This is a genomic window from Kribbella pittospori, from assembly GCF_004331465.1.
Classification (GTDB): domain Bacteria; phylum Actinomycetota; class Actinomycetes; order Propionibacteriales; family Kribbellaceae; genus Kribbella; species Kribbella pittospori.
Map to the genome: position 1 here is coordinate 507,731 of NZ_SJKB01000004.1, position 18,843 is coordinate 526,573.

The following is an 18,843-nucleotide window of genomic DNA, read 5'->3' on the forward strand; positions in this document are numbered from 1 at the left end:
CTCACTGCTCGACCGAGATGTTGCTGAACTGCGCGGTCCCGTAGTCGACGAGGTCGTTGTCGACCTTGCCGCCGTCGATCGCGAATCCGATGTAGAAGGTCCGGCTCGGCATCACGAGCTTCTCGTAGCCGAAGCGGTCCCACGTGGTCTTGTCGGTGGAAATGAAGGCCTCGAACTCGACCTCCCGCGCCTGCGGACGCTCGCGCCGCAGCAGCCGCAGCCAGTACTGCTTGGTCGGGTCGAGGTAGCTGTCGTCCCAGGGCCAGGGACCGACGCTGGGGTTCGGTCCGTCGGTCTGGATCCGGATCGCCTGCGCCTTCATGCCGCCGTCGTCGGTGACGTCCGGTGCTCCACTCGCGTTGTCGCCAACCGTGCCCATCCCGCCGGCCACGCCGTACCCGACGCCGCCGTACATGAACGGAGCGGCCGGGTCGAGACTGTCGCGGATCATCAGGCCGGCCGTGATGCCGTTGGCAACCTTCGCGAGCTTGTCGAGCCGCGTGGTGATCTGGGCGACCGATCCGGCACCGCCGACCTGGAGCTTGCGGTAGACGTAGTGGAAGTTGCTCGAGCGGCCCAGGATCCGGCCGGAGCCCTTGATCGTGAGGATCCCACCGTCGAGGCTGCCCGATCCCTGCACCACCGGCTTGCCGACGGACGCAGATGTCCAGCCCGGCGTACCGGCCTGAATGTTGACGTGCACCGGCACCGCGGTCGACTGTGTCGCGGTCCCGTTCCGGTCCGTCGCCCGCGCGGTCAACCAGTAGGAGCCGTCAGCAACGTTCCTCCACTCGATCTTGTACGGCGCCTTGGTCGCCGTACCGATCAGCTGGTCGCCGGCGAAGAACTCGACCGTGGCGAGCTCCCCACCCTTGTCCGCGGCGGCATCTGCCTGGACGGTCACGGTCGGAGCGGTCCGGCCGGGGATCGTCTGGTTATGCCGTGGGCTGGTGATCCGCACGCTCGGGTTGCCGACCGGGTCGGGCACGATCGAGTTGAGGTAGTTCTCGAGGTAGGTGTAGCCGTTCGGCGCGATCTTCTGGGCGTCGGACGGGTCGTTGGGGTCCAGGCCGTTGGCCTGCTCCCACCAGTCCGGGATGCCGTCGTGGTCGGAGTCCAGCGGTGCCTCGGTCTGGACCAGCGTCGGGAAGCCGCCGACCTCCTTCTGCGAGTTGATCAGCCGGCCGGTGCCGTTGCGGACATCGTTGACGACCCGCTCGTCGACCGCATCGCGCCGCGGCAGGATCGCACCGGCGTTCGCCAGGACGGCGTCGTACGCCTTGGCCGCCGGCTGCGGCTCGAACGTCCCCGGGATCGGCTGCGGCTCGGACAGCTCGACGATGCCGCCGATCGGGTACCGGATGCCGCGCCGGTTGTGCGCGGTGACGTCGGGATGACCGTCGACGTGGTTGCCTGCGACGTACCACTGGCCGCCGCGGTTGGCGCTCACGATGACCGGTGCCACTTCGCCCAGGGTGGTCGGGCCGGGCTTGTAGTAGTTGCCGACGATGTTGATGCCGTTGGCCCACTCACCGCCGTACACCGAGGTGTAGCCGTGGTCGTAGACCACGTTGTTGAAGTGGTCGACCTCGAGGTTGATGCCCTCGGTGTAGCCGAACCGCGGCTGCCGTCCGCCCTGGTGGGCGATCAGGTTGTGGTGGTAGGTGTTGCGCTCGCCACCCCAGATGCCGCCGTACCCGTGCCGGTTCTTCGGGTGCGCGGACAGCGCCAGGCCCTCGGAGACGATGCACCACTGGATCGTGACGTCGAAGTTCCCGTACGGCGACAGGCACTCGTCGACGGCCCAGCTGAACGAGCAGTGGTCGATGACCAGGTTGCGGATCTCCGGACTGACCGAGCCCGGCACGTTGGTGTTGAAGGCGTCGTCGGCGATCTCGTTGCGGTCGCTGAGCCGGAACCGGATGTAGCGGATCACGATGTCGTGCGCGCTGCCCTTGATCCCGGTCCCGTATCCGGAGACGCAGATGCCGCCGCCGGGCGCGGTCTGGCCGGCGATGGTGAGGTTGTTGCCGGCGATCAGTAGCTGGGATTTCAGCTCGATCGTGCCGGACACCCGGAACACGATGGTCCGGTCAGAGCCGGAGACGCCCTCACGGAGCGATCCCGGGCCGGAGTCGGCGAGTGTAGTCACCTCGTACACGGATCCGCCGCGGCCACCCTTGGCCCACTTGCCGGCACCCTCGGCACCGGGGAAGGCGGGAAGCTGATCGTCGGCGGCCGCGGTCCGCGCCGTCGCGACGGTCTGGGCGGAGGCCGACGGGGCGATGCCGAGAGAGGCAGCGGCGCCGACGGCGGCGGTCGTTCCGACGAAGGTACGCCGGGTCCAGCCGGAGGAGATTTCGGTCATCGTCCACGCCTCACTTTGGGGCCTCACTTTCGCAGGGGCGGCTGCCGCTTGAGCACCAGATGTGAATATCTAGTCGGCATCGAATGGATCGACGGCCTCATGGTTGCCGAGGTTACGAAGGAGTGTCAAGAGCATGACGCGGATGATTTGCAATCGTTTGCAGCCACGGGATCGCTCGTTGGCAATCGTTTGCATCGAAGTCTTGCCGCAGGCTTCGCCCGGATGGTTTCCTGTCAGCCATGCCCCTTCGCCCACTCCCCCTCGGTGCCACCAAGATCACCGGCGGCTTCTGGCGGGAGCGCCAGCAGACCAACCGGACGTCGACGATCCCGGCCGCGGGACTGCGGCTGGAGGAGGCCGGGACTCTCGGCAACTTCCGCCGTACGACCGGTGGGTTCGTCGGCAAGCTCTTCGCCGACACGGACGTCTACAAGTGGCTCGAGGCGGTCGCCTGGGAACAGGCCCGCGAGCCGGCCGAGGATCTTGCGTCCTGGCAGACGACTGCGAGTGCGCTGGTCGCGGCAGCGCAGGAACCGGACGGCTACCTGAACACGCACACGCGACTAGCACTCGACGGCCGGCGGTTCGGAGATCTGGAGAAGGGGCATGAGCTGTACTGCGCGGGCCACCTGCTGCAGGCGGCGGTCGCCCAGTCCCGCGCCACCGGCGATCGCACGCTGCTCGAGGTCGCGTGCCGATTCGCCGATCTGCTCTGCAAGACCTTCGGGCCTGGGCGGATGGAAGGCGTCGACGGTCATCCGCTGATCGAGATGGCGCTGGTCGACCTCTACCGCGAGACCGGGACGGCGTCGTACCTGGAGCTGGCGTCGTACTTCGTCGAGGCGCGGGGACGTGGGTTGCTGGTGCCACCGGGGCACCACGGACCGGCGTACTTCCAGGATCATCTGCCGGTGCGTGAGGTGCGGACACTCGCGGGGCACGCCGTACGCGCGTTGTATCTGGCGTCCGGGGCGACTGATGTCGCGGTCGAGACCGGTGACGCTGAGCTGCTCGATGCGCTGCGGGAGACCTGGCAGACGATGGTCGACAGCCAGACGTACCTGACGGGTGGCGTCGGCTCACGGTGGTACGGCGAGGCTTTCGGCGACCCGTACGAGTTGCCGCCGGACACGGCGTACTGCGAGACGTGTGCGGCCATCGCGAGTGTGCAATGGAGCTGGCGGCTGCTGCTTGCTACGGGCGACAGCAAGTACGCCGACCTGATCGAGCGGACCCTGTACAACGCGGTGATCTCAGGGGTCTCGCTGAGTGGTGAGTCGTTCTTCTACGTCAATACGTTGAAGGTGCGGCAGCATGCGTACGCCGACGACCAGCGCTCGGCGGCTGCGGGAAGGCAGCCTTGGTACGGCACGGCGTGCTGCCCGCCGAACGTGATGCGCACGCTCTCCTCACTCGACCAACTCGTGGCGACGTCGGACTCCGATGGAGTCCAGGTGCACCTCTACGCACCGGCTGTGGTGACGGCTGAGTTGCCTGTTGGCAGGGTCGGGTTCGAGGTGGCGACCCGCTATCCGTGGCATGGGCGGGTGACGGTGACCATCACCGAGACGCCGTCGGAGCCGTGGACTCTTGGTCTTCGTATCCCTGCCTGGGCAGGTGGTGCCAGCGTTTCCGGACCGCTCCGACGGTCATGGTCTGTTGGCGACCAAGTGGTGCTGGAGTTGCCGGTGGAGGCGCGGCGTACCGAGCCGGATGATCGGATCGACTCGGTGCGCGGGTGTGTCGCGATCGAGCGTGGGCCGTTGGTGTACTGCTTCGAGCAGGTCGACCAGGACGTCGTACTGGATGAGACGGCTGTGGTGGCGGGCGATCTCGTCGAGCGGGAGCGGCCTGAGCTGCTCGGTGGGGTGACGACCGTCGAGGTGCCGGGACGAGACGGGCCCTTGACGGCGATTCCCTACTACGCGTGGGCGAATCGGACGGTCGGACCTATGACTGTGTGGGTCGATGCTCGCTGATTTGCTCACCAGCCAGGCGCTCGGCGACCGAGCGGTCGGTGATGAGTACGTCGACCCAGCCGCCGAGCAGTGCCGCGCGGATGGCGGCGTACTTGCGCATGCCGCCGGCGACGCCGACGCTGCGGAGGTCGTCGCTGCGGACCTGAGCGGCCGACAGACCGAGCACTCGCTGGTCGAGCTCGGAGCGGACCGGTTTGCCGGCCTCGTCGAAGAAGCGCAGGCAGATGTCGCCGACCGCGTCCTGGTCCCGCAGCACCTTCTGGTCCTCGGGGGTCATCGCGTTGCCGCTCTCCTTCAGCAGCGGCGACGGCTCGAGGCTGCCGATCCCGACCAGCAGCAACGTGAGGCGCGACCACGCATCCATCACCTCGGTGACCACCGGGTCCTTCATCAGTGTGCGCTTCGCGCTCACACTGCCGACCAGGCCGGGCACTGGAAGCAGTACTGGCGAGGCGCCGGTCAGGTCCGCCAGCCGGCCGACCAACCGAGCCGCGCGGGCCTGAGCGGCCGGGTTGCCTACGCCGCCGAGGACCTGGACTACCTCTTCGGCGACCTGCGTCGGCCGCGGCGTCATCGACTCGACCGTGGCGAGCAGCGTCGAACTCCAGGACGAGATGCCGATCCGGTCACCGCCGGTCAGCGTGGTCTCCAGGTACACCGAGGCTGCCGCGCCGAGCGCCGGGATGATGTGCCCGTCGTCCTCGCCACTGGCGTCGACCACGATCACCTCACGCAACCCGTAGCGCAGCTCGATCGCGTTCTCGAGTTCGGTGTGTACGCCGCTTGGCGGGATCACGACCGTACGAACGATGCCGGCCACCACGGCCTGCTTCAGCAGCCGGGATACCCGCGGCTGGGAGATGTGCAACTGCGCGGCGATCTGCGGCTGGCGCACGCCCTGCTCGTGGTACAGCTTCGCGACCTTCGTCAGCAACCGCAGCTGCTCAGCCGACGGCTGTCGCCGGACCCCTTGGCGTGGGCCCTCTCCCGCACTCGCCGTCGTCATGCTCAGCATGCTAGCCACCTACCGCATCGGATGGTTTGAATGACTTACTACGAAGACGCTGGGCCTGGGTACGGCGTACTGCCTGCGCGGGCGGCGATCCATACGGATGCACCGTTGATCAATCTGAACGGGAACTGGCGGTTTCACCTTGCGGAGTCGGTGGGCGAGGCGCCGGACGGGTTCGAGCGGGACGACTTCGACGACTCGGGTTGGGCTGTTCTGCCGGTGCCGTCGAGTTGGCCGATGCACGGGTACGGGCGACCGGCGTACACGAACCAGGCGTATCCGTTCCCGGTCGATCCGCCGTACGTGCCGACCGAGAATCCGACCGGCGATCATCGCCTGGTGTTCGAGCTGCCGACGTCGTGGAGCGGTCCGACGGTACTGCGTTTCGACGGGGTCGACTCGTGTGCGCGGGTGTGGCTGAACGGGGTGGAACTCGGGGTGACGCGCGGGAGTCGGGTGCCTGCCGAGTTCGCCGTCGGTGGGGTCCTGCGGCCGGGGCGGAACGTGCTCGCGGTCCGGGTGCATCAGTGGTCGTCGGGCAGTTATCTCGAGGATCAGGACATGTGGTGGCTGCCGGGGATCTTCCGCGACGTCACGCTGATCGCACGGCCCGTCGACGGGGTGGGCGACGTCTTCGTGCACGCGGACTACTTGGATGGTGCCGGGGTCTTGCGGGTCGAGGCCGGGCCGGGTGCGGTGGTGCGGATTGCGGAGCTGGGTGTCGAGGCGCCGGTCGGCGAGACCGTGACGATCCCGGAGGTCGAGCCGTGGTCGGCGGAGGTGCCGCGGTTGTACGACGCCGTGGTGGAGACGGCTGGTGAGACTGTGGCGATGCGGATCGGATTCCGTACTGTGGCGATCGTCGACGGGGTGCTCACGGTCAACGGCCGGCGGGTGCTGTTCCACGGGGTCAATCGGCACGAGCACGATCCCGCGCTGGGTCGCGTCGTACCCGAGGAACGGCTGCGGCAGGAGCTGCTGGTGATGAAGCAGCACAACATCAACGCGATCCGGACCAGCCACTACCCGCCGGACTCGCGGCTGCTGGAGCTGTGCGACGAGCTCGGGTTCTGGGTGATGGACGAGTGCGACTACGAGACGCACGGCTTCTTCCTGCTGGACTGGCGCGGGAACCCGGCCGACGATCCGCGCTTCCTGGACGCGTCGGTGGACCGGATGCGGCGAATGGTCGAGCGGGACAAGAACCACCCGTGCGTGGTGATGTGGTCGCTGGGCAACGAGGCCGGAATCGGGCGGAACCTCACCGCGATGGCGGAGTGGACGCGGGAACGCGATCCGTGGCGACCCGTGCACTACGAAGGCGATCCGAGCTGTGCGGACGTGGATGTGTACAGCCGGATGTACGCCGCGCACGCCGAAGTCGAGGAGATTGGGAAGCGCGCCGAGCCGGCGCTGGACGATCCGGTACTGGATGCGCGGCGCCGGGCGATGCCGTTCGTCCTCTGTGAGTACTCGCATGCCGGAGGCAACGGTCCGGGTGGACTGCCGGAGTACGAGGAACTGTTCCACCGGTACGAGCGGTGCCAGGGCGGATTCCTCTGGGAGTGGATGGAACACGGCATCCTGCGTCCGGATGGCACCTACGCGTACGGCGGCGACTTCGGCGAAGAACTACACGACGGCAACTACGTCCTCGACGGCCTCGTCTTCCCCGACCTCACCCCCCAACCAGTCCTCCTGGAAGTCCGCAAAGCCTACGAGCCCATCCACCTGACCATCACCCCCACCACCCTCCACCTCACCAACAACTACGACGTCCTGGACACCTCACACCTCTCCCTCCAATGGTCCACAGCCGACGAAGGCGAGGTAATCGCCCAAGGCACCCTGCAACTGCCGGTGATCCCCGCCGGCGGCCACTCCTCCGTGCAACTCCCGCCCCTAACCACACCAACCCAAAACCGAGAACGCTGGCTAACCATCCGAGCAGTCCTCACCACCGACACCCCCTGGGCCCCCGCAGGCCACGAAGTAGCGTTCACGCAAGCAGCCATCACCCCGAGCCCACGACGGGTTGCTACGTCACCGGCGGTGCAGGTCATAACTACAGATGGCGAGGTGTGGGTCGGACCGGGCCGGTTCTGTCCTCGCACTGGGCGGCTGACTGGGTTGCGTGGGTGGGAGGTGGAGCACGTGCCTCTGGAACTATGGCGGGCGCCTACTCAGCATGATGCTCGGACCTGGGATGCGACGACGCGTGATCGGAAGGCTCGGTGGGCTGCGGCCGGGTTGCACCGGTTGCGGTATCGGACGGTGTCGGTGGAGCCGGACGGGGACGAGCTAGTCGTGGTGACCATGGTCGGCGCCGCGGCGACGGATGCTCGGGTGCTGACGACGTACCGCTGGAGTTCGGACGGCAACCGGCTGACCGCGGACGTGCAGGTCGAGCCGCTGGGCGAGTGGACGGTGCCCTGGGCGCGCCTCGGGGTGACGTTCGGACTGCCGGCTGGGTTCGACCGCGTGACCTGGTTCGGACTCGGACCGGGGCAGGCGTATCCGGACTCCCGGGCAGCTGCGCGGATCGGCCGCTACACCGCGACCATCGACGACTGGCAGGTGCCGTACATCTACCCCCAGGAGAACGGCGCCCGCGCCGACGTCCGTTGGGCCGACCTGTCCGGAACAGCCGGCAACCTCAGACTGACAGCCGACCCGCACCTGGCGCTAACGCTCCGCAAATGGAGCATCGCCGAACTCGCCGCCGCGGACCACCGAGAAGACCTCACCCCCAGCGCCAACACCTGGCTGACCCTGGACGCTCTCCAACACGGCCTAGGCAGCCCAACCAGCGGCGCCCCGATCCTCCCGCCGCACGACCTACAACCCCAACCCCACAATTTCCGCTTCAGCCTCGGCTGAGCAGGAGTTAGTGGTAGGTCTGGCTGCTGGGTGGGGCGGATTCTACCCAGGCCAGGACGCCGGTGAGGGCCTCTTCGGTCATGGCGAAGTGGACTGTGCGGTCTTGGAGGGCGGCGTCGACTATGACGTGGCCGGCGTAGGTGACCAAGGGCTCGTTGCCCATCGGGCGGCGGGTGGTGATGCCTTCGAGTTGGCGGCGGTTGACGACCAGCTTCGGCCACCAGACCAGGCTGAAGACGCGGAACCACTGCAGTTCGTCACCGACGTAGCGGGCCAGGCCGAGGGCCCAGCCGCGGCCGTGGTCCTTCTCGGCCAACTGGAGGCTGCAATCGAAAGTGCCGCCGTCCCTGGACAACCAGCGACGGCGGCACGCGAACGCGATGATCAGCAGTACGGCGGCAAGCAGACAGACCCCGACGACATCGAGGACTGTTCTCATACCTTGCCGACCTCATTCCCGGTGCCCGATAGCGTACTGCCCCGGACACCCCGGAGAACCGTACTGTCAGTGACGATGTTCGATTATGGCAGGTGGGTGCTGTGCCGATTGCGGCCCCACCCCACCGCCGCGGTCAGGCCGTCTTCTCGGCGGCCCTCACCCTGGCTTCGGCGAGGCGGACCTCGTCGGAGTCGGCATCGGTCTCGCTGCCGGTCGCCAGCGCTTCCTCGAGTTCGCGCCGGGCCTCCTCGAGGTCGATGTCGTGACCCATCTCGGCGTTCTCGGCCAGGATCGAGACCCGGTCGTTGGCCACCGAGATGAAGCCGTCCGGCGCGGCCGCGACGAAGTACTCGTCGTCGACGGTCCGCACCTGGACGGTGCCACCCTGCAGCAGGCCCAGCAGCGGCGCGTGGCCGGGCAGGATCCCGACGTCACCGTCCGTGGTGCGGGCGATGACGATCCTGGCCTGACCCTGCCACACGGTCCGCTCGGCCGCGACCAGCGCGACCTCGAGGTGCTTGGCAGATTCGTCGGCCATGTCAGTTTTCCTTCTGCAGCTCAGTCCACTTGCGGTCGACGTCGTCGAGCGAACCGACGTTGAAGAACGCCTGCTCGGCGACGTGGTCGTACTCGCCCTCGGTGATCTTCTTGAAGGACTCGATGGTGTCCTTCAGCGGCACGGTCGAACCCTTGATGTTGGTGAACTTCTCCGCCATGTAGGTGTTCTGGGAGAGGAACTGCTCGATCCGGCGCGCCCGCGCGACGGTGATCTTGTCCTCTTCGGAGAGCTCGTCGACACCGAGGATGGCGATGATGTCCTGCAGTTCCTTGTTCTTCTGCAGGATCTGCTTCACCCGGACGGCCACGTCGTAGTGCTCCTGGCCGATGTACTGCGGGTCGAGGATCCGCGACGTCGAGGTCAGCGGGTCGACGGCGGGGTACAGACCACGCGACGCGATGTCACGCGAAAGCTCGGTGGTCGCGTCCAGGTGGGCGAAGGTGGTCGCCGGCGCCGGGTCGGTGTAGTCGTCCGCGGGCACGTAGATCGCCTGCATCGAGGTGATCGAGTGACCCCGGGTCGACGTGATCCGCTCCTGCAGCACGCCCATCTCGTCGGCCAGGTTCGGCTGGTAACCAACGGCCGACGGCATCCGGCCGAGCAGCGTGGAGACCTCGGAACCGGCCTGGGTGAACCGGAAGATGTTGTCGATGAAGAGCAGCACGTCCTGCTCCTTGACGTCGCGGAAGTACTCCGCCATCGTCAGCGCGGACAGCGCGACCCGCAGCCGGGTGCCCGGCGGCTCGTCCATCTGACCGAAGACCAGCGCGGTGTCCTTGAAGACGCCTGCCTCTTCCATCTCGTTGATGAGGTCGTTGCCCTCACGGGTCCGCTCGCCCACGCCGGCGAACACCGACGTACCACCGAAGTTGTGGGCGATCCGGTAGATCATCTCCTGGATCAGAACGGTCTTGCCGACACCCGCACCGCCGAACAGGCCGATCTTGCCGCCCTGGACGTACGGCGTGAGCAGGTCGAGCACCTTGATGCCGGTCTCCAGCATCTCGGTCTTCGACTCGAGCTGGTCGAAGGCCGGCGCCTTGCGGTGGATCGGCCAGCGCTCGGTGATCTCGAACTCGGACTCGTCCTGGTTCAGGCACTTGCCGGTCACGGACCAGACCCGGCCCTTGGTGACGTCGCCGACCGGTACGGAGATCGCAGCACCGGTGTCGCGCACCTCGACGCCGCGGACCAGGCCGTCGGTGGGCTTCATCGAGATGGCCCGGACGATGTTGTCGCCGACGTGCAGCGCAACCTCGAGGGTGATCGTCTGGGTGGTGTCGCCCAGGGTGATGTCCACCTCGAGCGCGTTGTACATGTCCGGCAACTCGTCCGCTGGGAACTCGATGTCGACGACCGGGCCGATCACCCGGGCGACGCGACCAACACCAGTAGAGCCGGCCTCGTTGTTCTTCTCGGTAACCGTGGCAGTCATTTCTCTCACTCGCTCCCGGCGTTCGCGTCGGCCAGCGCGCTGGCACCACCGACGATCTCGCTGATTTCCTGGGTAATTTGGGCCTGGCGGGCCTGGTTGAGGTCCCGCGTGAGCTTCTCGATCAGGTCCTGCGCGTTGTCCGTCGCCGACTTCATCGCCCGCTGCCGGTTGGCCAGCTCGGAAGCGGCCGCCTGCAGCATGCAGTAGTGGATCCGGCTGGCGACGTACTTCGGCAGCAGCCCGTCGAGCACCTCTTCGGCGGACGGCTCGAACTCGTACAGCGGCAGTACGTCGTCCGCCGCCGGCGCCTCCTCGCCCTCGACGACCTCCAGCGGCAGCAGGCGGATCACGTCCGCGCGCTGGGTCAGCATCGACACGAACCGGGTGAAGACGATGTGGATCTCGTCCACGCCGCCCTCCTCGGTCGGGGTCAGGAAGGCCTCGATCAGCGCATCGGCCATCTCCCGCGCACGGGCGAACGACGGAGCGTCGGAGTCACCGCTCCACGACTGCGCGACCTCGCGCTGCCGGAAGGTGTAGTACGCGATGCCCTTACGGCCGCTGAGGTACGGGACGACCTCTTTGCTGTCCTCGCGCAGCAGCTGGTTCAGCCGCTCCCCTTCACGGATCACGTTGGCCGAGTACGCCCCGGCCTGACCGCGGTCGGAGGTGATCAGCAGCACCGCGGCCCGCTTCGGATCGGGCTTCTCGGTGGTCAGCGGGTGGTCGACGTTCGAGAACGTCGCCACCGCCGACACGGCACGGGTGAGCTCACGCGCGTACGGACCGGCCGCCTGGGCGCGCTGCTGCGCCTTGACGATCCGGGACGCCGCGATGAGCTCCATCGCCCGGGTGAGCTTCTTGATCGTCGAGACCGAGGCCTTGCGATCGCGTAGCTCCCGCAGATTGGCTGGCACGGTCGATCAGCCCCGCTTCTGCCGGACGATCTGCTCCTGCTCGACGTCCGCCTCGTCCATCGCCTCAGCCTCCGCCTCGGTGCCCAGCAGGGTGCCCTCGGAGGTCTGGAAGGTCGGCTTGAACGCGTTCAGCGCCTCGGTCACGGCCTGGGCCGAGTCGTCGTCGAACAGACCGGATTCGCGGATGCTGTCGAGCACCTTGCTCTCCCGGCGCAGGTAGTCCAGGAAGTCCCGCTCGAAGCGCAGTACGTCGTCGACCGGGACCTCGTCGAACTTGCCCGTCGTACCGGACCAGATGGAGACGATCTGCTCCTCCACCGGGTACGGCGAGTACTGCGGCTGCCGGAGCAGCTGGACCAGCCGCTGACCCCGGTCGAGCTGGCGGCGGGAGGTGGCGTCGAGGTCGGACGCGAACATCGCGAACGCCTCCATCGCGCGGAACTGGGCCAGGTCGATCTTCAGCGAGCCGGACACGTTCTTCATGCCCTTGACCTGCGCGGCGCCGCCGACCCGGGAGACCGAGATACCGACGTCGATGGCCGGCCGGATGTTGGCGTTGAACAGGTCGGACTGCAGGAAGATCTGACCGTCGGTGATCGAGATGACGTTGGTCGGGATGAAGGCCGACACGTCGTTGGCCTTGGTCTCGATGATCGGCAGACCGGTCATCGAACCGGCGCCGAGCTCGTCGGACAGCTTCGCGCAGCGCTCCAGCAAGCGGCTGTGCAGGTAGAAGACGTCACCCGGGTACGCCTCACGGCCCGGCGGGCGGCGCAGCAGCAGCGACATCGCGCGGTACGCCTCGGCCTGCTTGGTCAGGTCGTCGAACACGATCAGCACGTGCTTGCCCTGGTACATCCAGTGCTGGCCGATGGCCGAGCCGGTGTACGGCGCGACGTACTTGAAGCCGGCCGGGTCGGACGCCGGGGAGGCGACGATGGTGGTGTACTCCATCGCGCCGGCCTCTTCGAGCGCACCGCGGACGGCGGCGATCGTGGAGCCCTTCTGACCGACCGCGACGTAGATGCAGCGGACCTGCTTCTTCGGGTCGCCGGACTCCCAGTTCGCCTTCTGGTTGATGATCGTGTCGACCGCGATCGCCGTCTTACCGGTCTTGCGGTCGCCGATGATCAGCTCGCGCTGACCACGGCCGATCGGGATCATCCCGTCGATCGCCTTGATACCGGTCTGCAGCGGCTCGCGGACCTCCTGGCGGTCCATCACGCCGGCCGCCTGCAGCTCCAGCGCACGGTCGCCCTCGAGGTCCTTGATCTCGCCGAGGCCGTCGATCGGCTTGCCCAGCGGGTCGACGACGCGGCCGAGGTAGCCCTCGCCGACCGGCACCGACAGCACCGAGCCGGTCCGGCGGACCTGCTGGCCCTCGTCGATCCCGTCGAACTCACCGAGGACGACGACTCCGATGTCGCGGACGTCCAGGTTCAGCGCGATGCCCCGGGTGCCGTCCTCGAACTCGAGCAGCTCGTTGGTCATCGCCGAGGGCAGGCCCTCGACATGCGCGATACCGTCACCCGCGTCGACCACGGTGCCGACCTCTTCGCGGGCCGCCTCCGCCGGTTGGTACTCGGTGACGAACCGATCCAGGGCGTCCCGGATCTCCTCCGGCCTGATCGTGAGCTCAGCCATTGTGTTTCCTGCTTCCTTGACCCTGCTGGCCTGTTGTGGCTCTAAAGGCTTTCCCGACCCCTAGCGCCGCTTATGTCGTTAAGGGGGTTCAGCCCGCGATGCGCCGTTGCGCTTCGTCGAGCCTGGCCGCGATGGTTCCGTCGATCACTTCGTCGCCGATGTCCACCCGTACGCCGCCGACCACGGTCGGGTCGACGATCACGTTCAGCTGGATCTCCCGGCCGTACTGACGGCCGAGTGCCTCGGCCAGCCGGGTGCGCTCGGCCTCGGAGAGGTCGGTCGCGACCCGGACGGTGGCGATGCTGGCGTTGCGCCGGGCCGCCGCGGCGACCTGGTAGGACCGCAGCGACGCCGCGAAGCTCCGGCCGCGTCCGTCCACCGCACGCTCGGCCAGCCGCATCGTGGCGGCGTCGGCCTTGCCCTGCAGCAGTCCGGCGAGCAGCTGCTGCCGGGCGGTGAGCGGGATGTTGTGGTCGCTGAGCTTGTCGCTCAGCCCCCGCTCCATCGCGACGATCCGTTCCAGCCGGAACAGCTCGTCCTCGACGTCGTCCAGCTTGCCCCGGGTGTCGGCGTACGCCACCTCGGCCTCGACACTGAGCTGGTCCAGCGCGTCCGCGAGGTCACGGCTGCTGACCCAGCGGCCGGCCACGGCGGCGGTCACCACCTCTTCCGCGGGGGCGGAGATCTTGCCGCCGAGCAACTGCTGGACCAGCGCGACGCGGGCGTCCCGCGGCCGGGCCGGGTCGGTCAGTGCACGCCGGAGCGCGCCCGTGCCGTCCAGCAGCTTGGCCACCGAGAACAGCTCGGTGCCGAGCTCATCGGTCACCGTGACACTCGCCAGGGCCTCCTGGGCCTTGGCGAGTGACTCCTTCGATGCGCCGCGCATCAGCCGTCCGTTCCGACGGCCTGACGTGCGGACTCCGAAGCCTCCAGGTCGGCCAGGAACCGCTCGACGATGCGACGCTGACGCGCCTCGTCCTCGAGCGACTCCCCGACGATGCGGCCGGCCAGCGTGGTCGCCATCGTGCCGACCTCGGCCCGCAGCGAGGCCACGGCCTGCGCCCGCTCGGCGTCGATCTGGGTCCGCGCGTGCGTGACGATCCGCTCGGACTCGGCGTTCGCCTGCTCACGCATCTCCGCGATGATCTGCGCACCCTGCTCACGCGCGTCCTCGCGGATCTTCGCAGCCTCCTGCCGGGCCTCGGCCAGCTGCGCGTTGTACTTGTCCAAAGCCGCCTTCGCCTCGGCCTGAGCCTGCTTGGCCGCGTCCATCCCGCCTTCGATGGCCGCGGTCCGATCGGCGTACGCCTTCTCGAACCTCGGCACGAAGAACTTGGCGAAGGCGATGGCCAGCAGGACCAAGAACACGAAGCCGAAGATGATCTCGGCGGTGTGCGGGAGCAGCGGGTTCGGCTGCTCGCCCTCCGTCGCCAGCGGTAGCACCATCGTCAACATGTCTGAATCCTGTCAGTCAGAGGGGAAGTGGCTCAGGTACGGAAGACGAACGCGAGCGCGATACCGATGATCGCCAGAACCTCGGTGACGCCGAAGCCGATCCACGCGATCGACTGCAGCTTGCTCTGCGCCTCCGGCTGCCGCGCGGTGCCGTTGATCACGGCGGCGAAGATCAGGCCGACGCCGACGCCCGGGCCGATCGCGGCGAGGCCGTAACCCAGTACTGCGATGTTGCCGGTGATGTCGAGTGCGGTCATTGCAGTGTGTTCCTTTCGGTACGGATAGCGGCTATCCGGATTTCCGTTACTACGGTCTGTGGGGCGGTGCAGGTACTGCGGATCAGTGATCTTCGGAGATGGCGCTGCCGATGTACTGCGCGGTCAGCACGACGAAGATGTAAGTCTGGATGACCTGGACGAACAGCTCGAGACCGGCGATCGCGAGGCCCATCAGCCAGGTCACGACGCCGACGCCGGCCAGGGCGATGTTGCCGGTCTCGAGGACCAGGTACTCGCCACCGAGTACGAACACACCCAGCAGGATGTGGCCGGCGAACATGTTGGCGAACAGACGGAGGCTGAGCGAGATCGGCCGGACCAGGATGTTCGAGATGAACTCGATCGGGATCATCAGCGGCATCAGCCAGACCGGCACCCCGGCCGGCATGGTCTGGTGCTTGAAGTAGCCCCACGCGCCGTGCTTGCGAATGCCGACCGTGTTGTAGATCACCCAGCTCATGATCGCGGCGACGTACGCCCAGCCGATGTGGCTGAAGGTCGGGAACTGGATCAGCGGGATGGTGGCCGCGACGTTGTTCAGCAGGATGAAGAAGAACAGGCCGCACAGGTAGGGCACGTACTTCATGTGCTCCGCACTGCCGATGGCGTCGCGGGCGATCGAGTTGCGGACGAAGTTGTACCCGAGCTCACCGGCGAACTGCAGCTTGCTCGGCACGATCGCCGATTTGCGGGACGCACCCCAGAAGAACCAGATGATCACGACGACGGACAGCGCGGACACCAGCACGGGCTTGGTGAACCAGTCCACGCCGTCGATGATCGGCGGAAGGTCGAAGCTTTCGGGACCGGGCGGGGTGAACTCGGTCGGAACGCCGGCTATCACCGGGTCTCCTCTCGCGTCGTGCTCAAGTCGGACGCCTTCTGATCAAGGGCAGGGCGGCTCAGGGCATGGCGGTCAACAACGTCAGACCCGGCGTGGGTCAGGACCGCGACCCGTACCGGAAGTGCAGCAACAAAACGGTGAGCCCGGCACCGAGGACGATGCCCACCGGGAGTAAGAACTGGGTGCCGAGCAGGCGATCCAACCCGAACCCGATGCCGCCGTACAGAACGACACCGCCGATCAAGTAGGACAGGACCCGCCAGCCGTCGCCCGCATTCCCGGGTGATGGCTTCGGATCCTCGTGCTCGCTCATTGGCACCCGAAAGGTACCAGTCCGCGACACGACCGGTCACACCGGCACCTGTAACACCCACCACACCAGGGGAATCATTACCCAAGGTGGTCATGCGGTCACCTCGCCGTCGAGGTCGTAGATCGGGATGCGCAGCCGCGACCAGGCCCAGATCTCGCCGGCCATCCAGCCCATCACGACGACCAGTGCGCAGATCCCGAGCACGGTCAGATTCACGTGCCGGGCCAGGCCGTCCGAGCTCAGCGCGACGGCGAGCAGGCCACCGAAGATCGCGATCCGGCCGGTGTACGACGCCATCGCGACGGCGAGTTGCATCGTCGGGGAGGTACGGCGGGACAGGTGCAGCGCGAGCAGGCCCGCGCCGGAGAAGATGACGACCATCAAGAACCCGAGCAACGCGCCCCACAGGCCGGGGAGACCGGCCGCGACGGTGGACACCGCGGCCGCGTTGACGCCGACGACCAGCGCGGCGATCAAAGCGCCACGCAGCATTGCCAGCGCCGGGTGCCGAGTGGCCTGGCCGGCGACTTTCGGGCTGTGAGCCGAGGGAGCCATCTGCTGGTTCCGTCCTGCTGGCGACCGGGTCTCGCGGCTCGGTCGTCGGGTGGGCGGGGTCAGGGGTGTCGCTGTTCTTTGCTGGTGCTTGTGAAAACTAGCACAAAGTCTGCATGGTCAGCAAAACGAGCGGTCCTGCCGCTGTACACGAACACCCTATCGGTAGGCCACCCCGACGAGTGGTCTGGTCCCCGGTCTTCTGGGTCAGACCTTGGCGAGCGGTTTCCGGGATCGCCTCGGCAGACCGGTGGTGAGCAGGACCGCGGTGACCGCGACGGCCAGCACGATCAGGGCTGTCCACCAGAACAGGACGAGCCCGAGGACGACCACGCCGTACGCGATCAGGGCGGTCCACAGGTACATCAGCAAGACGGCGCGACGGTGCGAGTGGCCGCGTTGCATCAGCCTGTGGTGCAGGTGCAGTTTGTCGGCCGCGAACGGCGACTGGCCGGCCTTCGTACGGCGTACGTAGGCCATCGTCAGGTCCAGCGCAGGGATCGCGAGCACGGCGATCGGCAGGACCAGCGGGAGCAGTGCGGGCAGCAGGCTGGAGCCGCCGACCTCGTACGGAACGGCGTTCGGATCCATCTGGCCGGTGAGGCTGATCGTCGACGCGGCCAGCATCAGGCCGATCAGCAGAGCACCGGAATCGCCCATGAAGACTCGGGCCGGGAAGAAGTTGTGCGGCAGGAAGCCGAGGCAGGCACCGGCCAGCGCGACCGTGATCAGCGTCGAGGTCGTCGCCCGGTCGAGGTTCTGCTCGAAGTTCAGCAGATAGGAGTAGATGAAGAATGCGGTCGCCCCGATCGCGGTGACCCCGGCGGCCAAACCGTCCAGGCCGTCGACGAAGTTCACCGCGTTGCAGGACACCAGCAGGATGCCGGCGGTCAGTACGGCAAGCTGCGCGGCCGATGGCGACACCACGCCGCCGGGCAACGGGAGCCAGTACAACTGGATGCCCTGGACAACCATCACGCCGACTGCGAGCACCTCGCCGGCCAGCTTGGTGATCGCGTCCAGCTCGTACAGGTCGTCGACCACGCCGACGGCGCAGATCACCACGCCGCCGATCAGGATCGCCCGGGCGTCGTGCGCGACCTGCAGGCTGTTGCCGAGGAACGGCAGGCTGGACGCGACCGCGAACGCGGCGATCAGGCCGCCGAGGATCGAGATGCCGCCGAAGTACGGGATCGGGACCTTGTGCACGTCGCGGGCCCGTACCTTCGCCACGGCGCCGTACCGCAGCGCGATCTGCCGGGCCACGCCGGTCAGCAGGAAGGTCGTGGCCATCGCCACGAACAGGACCAGCAGATACTCGCGCACTAGTCCGCAGGCCTCACATCATCCGGTTCGGACGGCTTCTCGTCGTCCTTTGCTGAGGACGGCGGCTTCTCGTCGTCCTGCTCGTTGGACGCCGCGACGGGTTCCTCGGTTGGCTTCTCCTCGGCCTCGTCCGGCTTGGCTTCCGGTTCGTCGGCCTTCGCTTCTGATTCTTCGTCCGGCTTCTCGTCATCAAGGTAGCTGGTGACGCCAGGGACGATGGCTCGGAGCTGCTCCAGCGACAGGGCACCGAGGCGTACGACGTGAGGGGTGTCGCCGGTGATGTCGACGATGGTGGACGGCTGCCCGCCGGTCGCCGTACCTCCGTCGAGGTAGACCGCGACCGTGTCCTCCAGTTGCTCCTCGGCGTCGTACACGTCCAGCGCCGCGGGCCGGCCGCTCTTGTTCGCCGAGCTGACCGCGAGCGGACCGGTCCGGGAGAGCAGTTCGCGGGTGTTCTCGTGGTCGGGCACGCGCAGTGCGACCGTGCCCTTGGTCTCCCCCAGGTCCCACATCAGCGAGGTCTGCGCGTGGCAGATCACCGTCAGCGGGCCGGGCCAGAACTCCTGGCACAGCGTGCGGCCGTCGTCGGGGACGTCGGTGGCGAGCGCGTCCAGCGACTCCACCACCGAGATCAGCACCGGCGGCGGCATGTCGCGGCCGCGGCCCTTGGCATCCAGCAACCGCTGGACGGCGTCCGCCTTGAAGGCGTCCGCGGCGATTCCGTAGACGGTGTCGGTCGGAAGGACGACCAGGTCGCCGGCCTCGATGGCGTCCACGGCCGCTCGATAGGCCGGTGCCAGCTCGTCGCCGGTGAAGTCGAAGCGCTCACTCACGCACCGCAT

17 protein-coding genes are annotated in these 18,843 nt (G+C 67.6%); 2 read left to right on the forward strand and 15 right to left on the reverse strand.

Features of this window, described 5'->3' with window-relative positions:
* Nucleotide 1 precedes the first annotated feature (1 nt).
* Nucleotides 2-2,368 carry an Ig-like domain-containing protein gene (locus E0H73_RS15910; RefSeq protein WP_131356035.1) on the reverse strand — a complete coding sequence of 789 codons (2,367 nt, stop codon included), beginning with the start codon at nt 2,366-2,368 and terminating at the stop codon, nt 2-4.
* 239 nt (nt 2,369-2,607) lie between these two features.
* On the opposite strand from E0H73_RS15910, the gene E0H73_RS15915 reads away from it, so the two are divergent.
* Nucleotides 2,608-4,347 (forward strand): glycoside hydrolase family 127 protein, encoded by a 1,740-nt coding sequence (locus E0H73_RS15915; protein ID WP_131356038.1) that lies wholly within the window; start codon nt 2,608-2,610, stop codon nt 4,345-4,347.
* Here E0H73_RS15915 and E0H73_RS15920 read toward each other — a convergent pair.
* A complete protein-coding gene (locus tag E0H73_RS15920; RefSeq protein ID WP_131356039.1) occupies nt 4,319-5,353 on the reverse strand; it encodes a sugar-binding transcriptional regulator in 1,035 nt (344 codons plus the stop codon). The two genes, E0H73_RS15915 and E0H73_RS15920, sit on opposite strands and share 29 nt — an antisense overlap.
* A 39-nt stretch (nt 5,354-5,392) precedes the next feature.
* On the opposite strand from E0H73_RS15920, the gene E0H73_RS15925 reads away from it, so the two are divergent.
* Nucleotides 5,393-8,239 (forward strand): glycoside hydrolase family 2 TIM barrel-domain containing protein, encoded by a 2,847-nt coding sequence (locus E0H73_RS15925; RefSeq protein WP_131356040.1) that lies wholly within the window; start codon nt 5,393-5,395, stop codon nt 8,237-8,239.
* A 7-nt stretch (nt 8,240-8,246) separates the two neighbouring features.
* Here E0H73_RS15925 and E0H73_RS15930 read toward each other — a convergent pair whose 3' ends face one another.
* From E0H73_RS15930 to E0H73_RS15990, 13 genes are all read right to left on the reverse strand, one after another.
* On the reverse strand, nt 8,247-8,678 hold the full coding sequence (locus E0H73_RS15930) for a DUF2550 domain-containing protein (protein ID WP_131356041.1): 432 nt from the start codon (nt 8,676-8,678) through the stop codon (nt 8,247-8,249).
* Between the two features lie 133 nt (nt 8,679-8,811).
* The gene (locus tag E0H73_RS15935; protein WP_131356043.1) at nt 8,812-9,216 is read right to left on the reverse strand and encodes a F0F1 ATP synthase subunit epsilon; all 405 of its coding nucleotides are present in this window, start codon (nt 9,214-9,216) and stop codon (nt 8,812-8,814) included.
* Nucleotide 9,217: 1 nt separating this feature from the next.
* A complete protein-coding gene (atpD, locus tag E0H73_RS15940; RefSeq protein WP_131356045.1) occupies nt 9,218-10,672 on the reverse strand; it encodes a F0F1 ATP synthase subunit beta in 1,455 nt (484 codons plus the stop codon).
* 5 nt (nt 10,673-10,677) lie between these two features.
* Complete coding sequence (locus E0H73_RS15945; protein WP_131356047.1) at nt 10,678-11,589, reverse strand: F0F1 ATP synthase subunit gamma; 912 nt, start codon at nt 11,587-11,589, stop codon at nt 10,678-10,680.
* 6 nt (nt 11,590-11,595) lie between these two features.
* Nucleotides 11,596-13,233, reverse strand: coding sequence for a F0F1 ATP synthase subunit alpha (gene atpA, locus E0H73_RS15950; protein WP_131356049.1), 1,638 nt, complete (start codon nt 13,231-13,233; stop codon nt 11,596-11,598).
* 88 nt (nt 13,234-13,321) lie between these two features.
* Nucleotides 13,322-14,119, reverse strand: a complete 798-nt coding sequence (locus tag E0H73_RS15955; protein ID WP_131356052.1) for a F0F1 ATP synthase subunit delta — start codon at nt 14,117-14,119, stop codon at nt 13,322-13,324.
* Nucleotides 14,119-14,688, reverse strand: coding sequence for a F0F1 ATP synthase subunit B (locus tag E0H73_RS15960; RefSeq protein ID WP_131356055.1), 570 nt, complete (start codon nt 14,686-14,688; stop codon nt 14,119-14,121). Before E0H73_RS15960 ends, E0H73_RS15955 begins: the two co-directional genes overlap by 1 nt.
* A gap of 32 nt (nt 14,689-14,720) precedes the next feature.
* The gene (gene atpE / locus E0H73_RS15965; RefSeq protein ID WP_131356058.1) at nt 14,721-14,945 is read right to left on the reverse strand and encodes an ATP synthase F0 subunit C; all 225 of its coding nucleotides are present in this window, start codon (nt 14,943-14,945) and stop codon (nt 14,721-14,723) included.
* Between the two features lie 82 nt (nt 14,946-15,027).
* Nucleotides 15,028-15,810, reverse strand: a complete 783-nt coding sequence (gene atpB / locus E0H73_RS15970) for a F0F1 ATP synthase subunit A (RefSeq protein ID WP_131356061.1) — start codon at nt 15,808-15,810, stop codon at nt 15,028-15,030.
* 97 nt (nt 15,811-15,907) lie between these two features.
* The gene (locus E0H73_RS15975) at nt 15,908-16,123 is read right to left on the reverse strand and encodes an AtpZ/AtpI family protein (RefSeq protein WP_131356064.1); all 216 of its coding nucleotides are present in this window, start codon (nt 16,121-16,123) and stop codon (nt 15,908-15,910) included.
* 90 nt (nt 16,124-16,213) lie between these two features.
* Nucleotides 16,214-16,678: a Cg1360 family ATP-synthase-associated protein gene (locus E0H73_RS15980; RefSeq protein ID WP_131356067.1), complete on the reverse strand. Its 465-nt coding sequence runs from the start codon at nt 16,676-16,678 to the stop codon at nt 16,214-16,216.
* A gap of 204 nt (nt 16,679-16,882) precedes the next feature.
* A complete protein-coding gene (locus E0H73_RS15985) occupies nt 16,883-18,001 on the reverse strand; it encodes a glycosyltransferase family 4 protein (protein ID WP_131356070.1) in 1,119 nt (372 codons plus the stop codon).
* On the reverse strand, nt 18,001-18,843 hold the full coding sequence (locus tag E0H73_RS15990; protein WP_131356073.1) for an L-threonylcarbamoyladenylate synthase: 843 nt from the start codon (nt 18,841-18,843) through the stop codon (nt 18,001-18,003). The genes E0H73_RS15985 and E0H73_RS15990 overlap by 1 nt, the downstream gene beginning before the upstream one ends.

Coding starts and splice junctions, on each gene's coding strand:
- E0H73_RS15910 (WP_131356035.1), bottom strand. CDS start 2,368: ATGACCGAAATCTCCTCCGGCTGGACCCGGCGTACCTTCGTCGGAACG.
- E0H73_RS15915 (WP_131356038.1), top strand. CDS start 2,608: ATGCCCCTTCGCCCACTCCCCCTCGGTGCCACCAAGATCACCGGCGGC.
- E0H73_RS15920 (WP_131356039.1), bottom strand. CDS start 5,353: ATGACGACGGCGAGTGCGGGAGAGGGCCCACGCCAAGGGGTCCGGCGA.
- E0H73_RS15925 (WP_131356040.1), top strand. CDS start 5,393: ATGACTTACTACGAAGACGCTGGGCCTGGGTACGGCGTACTGCCTGCG.
- E0H73_RS15930 (WP_131356041.1), bottom strand. CDS start 8,678: ATGAGAACAGTCCTCGATGTCGTCGGGGTCTGTCTGCTTGCCGCCGTA.
- E0H73_RS15935 (WP_131356043.1), bottom strand. CDS start 9,216: ATGGCCGACGAATCTGCCAAGCACCTCGAGGTCGCGCTGGTCGCGGCC.
- atpD (WP_131356045.1), bottom strand. CDS start 10,672: ATGACTGCCACGGTTACCGAGAAGAACAACGAGGCCGGCTCTACTGGT.
- atpA (WP_131356049.1), bottom strand. CDS start 13,233: ATGGCTGAGCTCACGATCAGGCCGGAGGAGATCCGGGACGCCCTGGAT.
- E0H73_RS15955 (WP_131356052.1), bottom strand. CDS start 14,119: ATGCGCGGCGCATCGAAGGAGTCACTCGCCAAGGCCCAGGAGGCCCTG.
- E0H73_RS15960 (WP_131356055.1), bottom strand. CDS start 14,688: ATGTTGACGATGGTGCTACCGCTGGCGACGGAGGGCGAGCAGCCGAAC.
- atpE (WP_131356058.1), bottom strand. CDS start 14,945: ATGACCGCACTCGACATCACCGGCAACATCGCAGTACTGGGTTACGGC.
- E0H73_RS15975 (WP_131356064.1), bottom strand. CDS start 16,123: ATGAGCGAGCACGAGGATCCGAAGCCATCACCCGGGAATGCGGGCGAC.
- E0H73_RS15980 (WP_131356067.1), bottom strand. CDS start 16,678: ATGGCTCCCTCGGCTCACAGCCCGAAAGTCGCCGGCCAGGCCACTCGG.
- E0H73_RS15990 (WP_131356073.1), bottom strand. CDS start 18,843: ATGCGGTGCGTGAGTGAGCGCTTCGACTTCACCGGCGACGAGCTGGCA.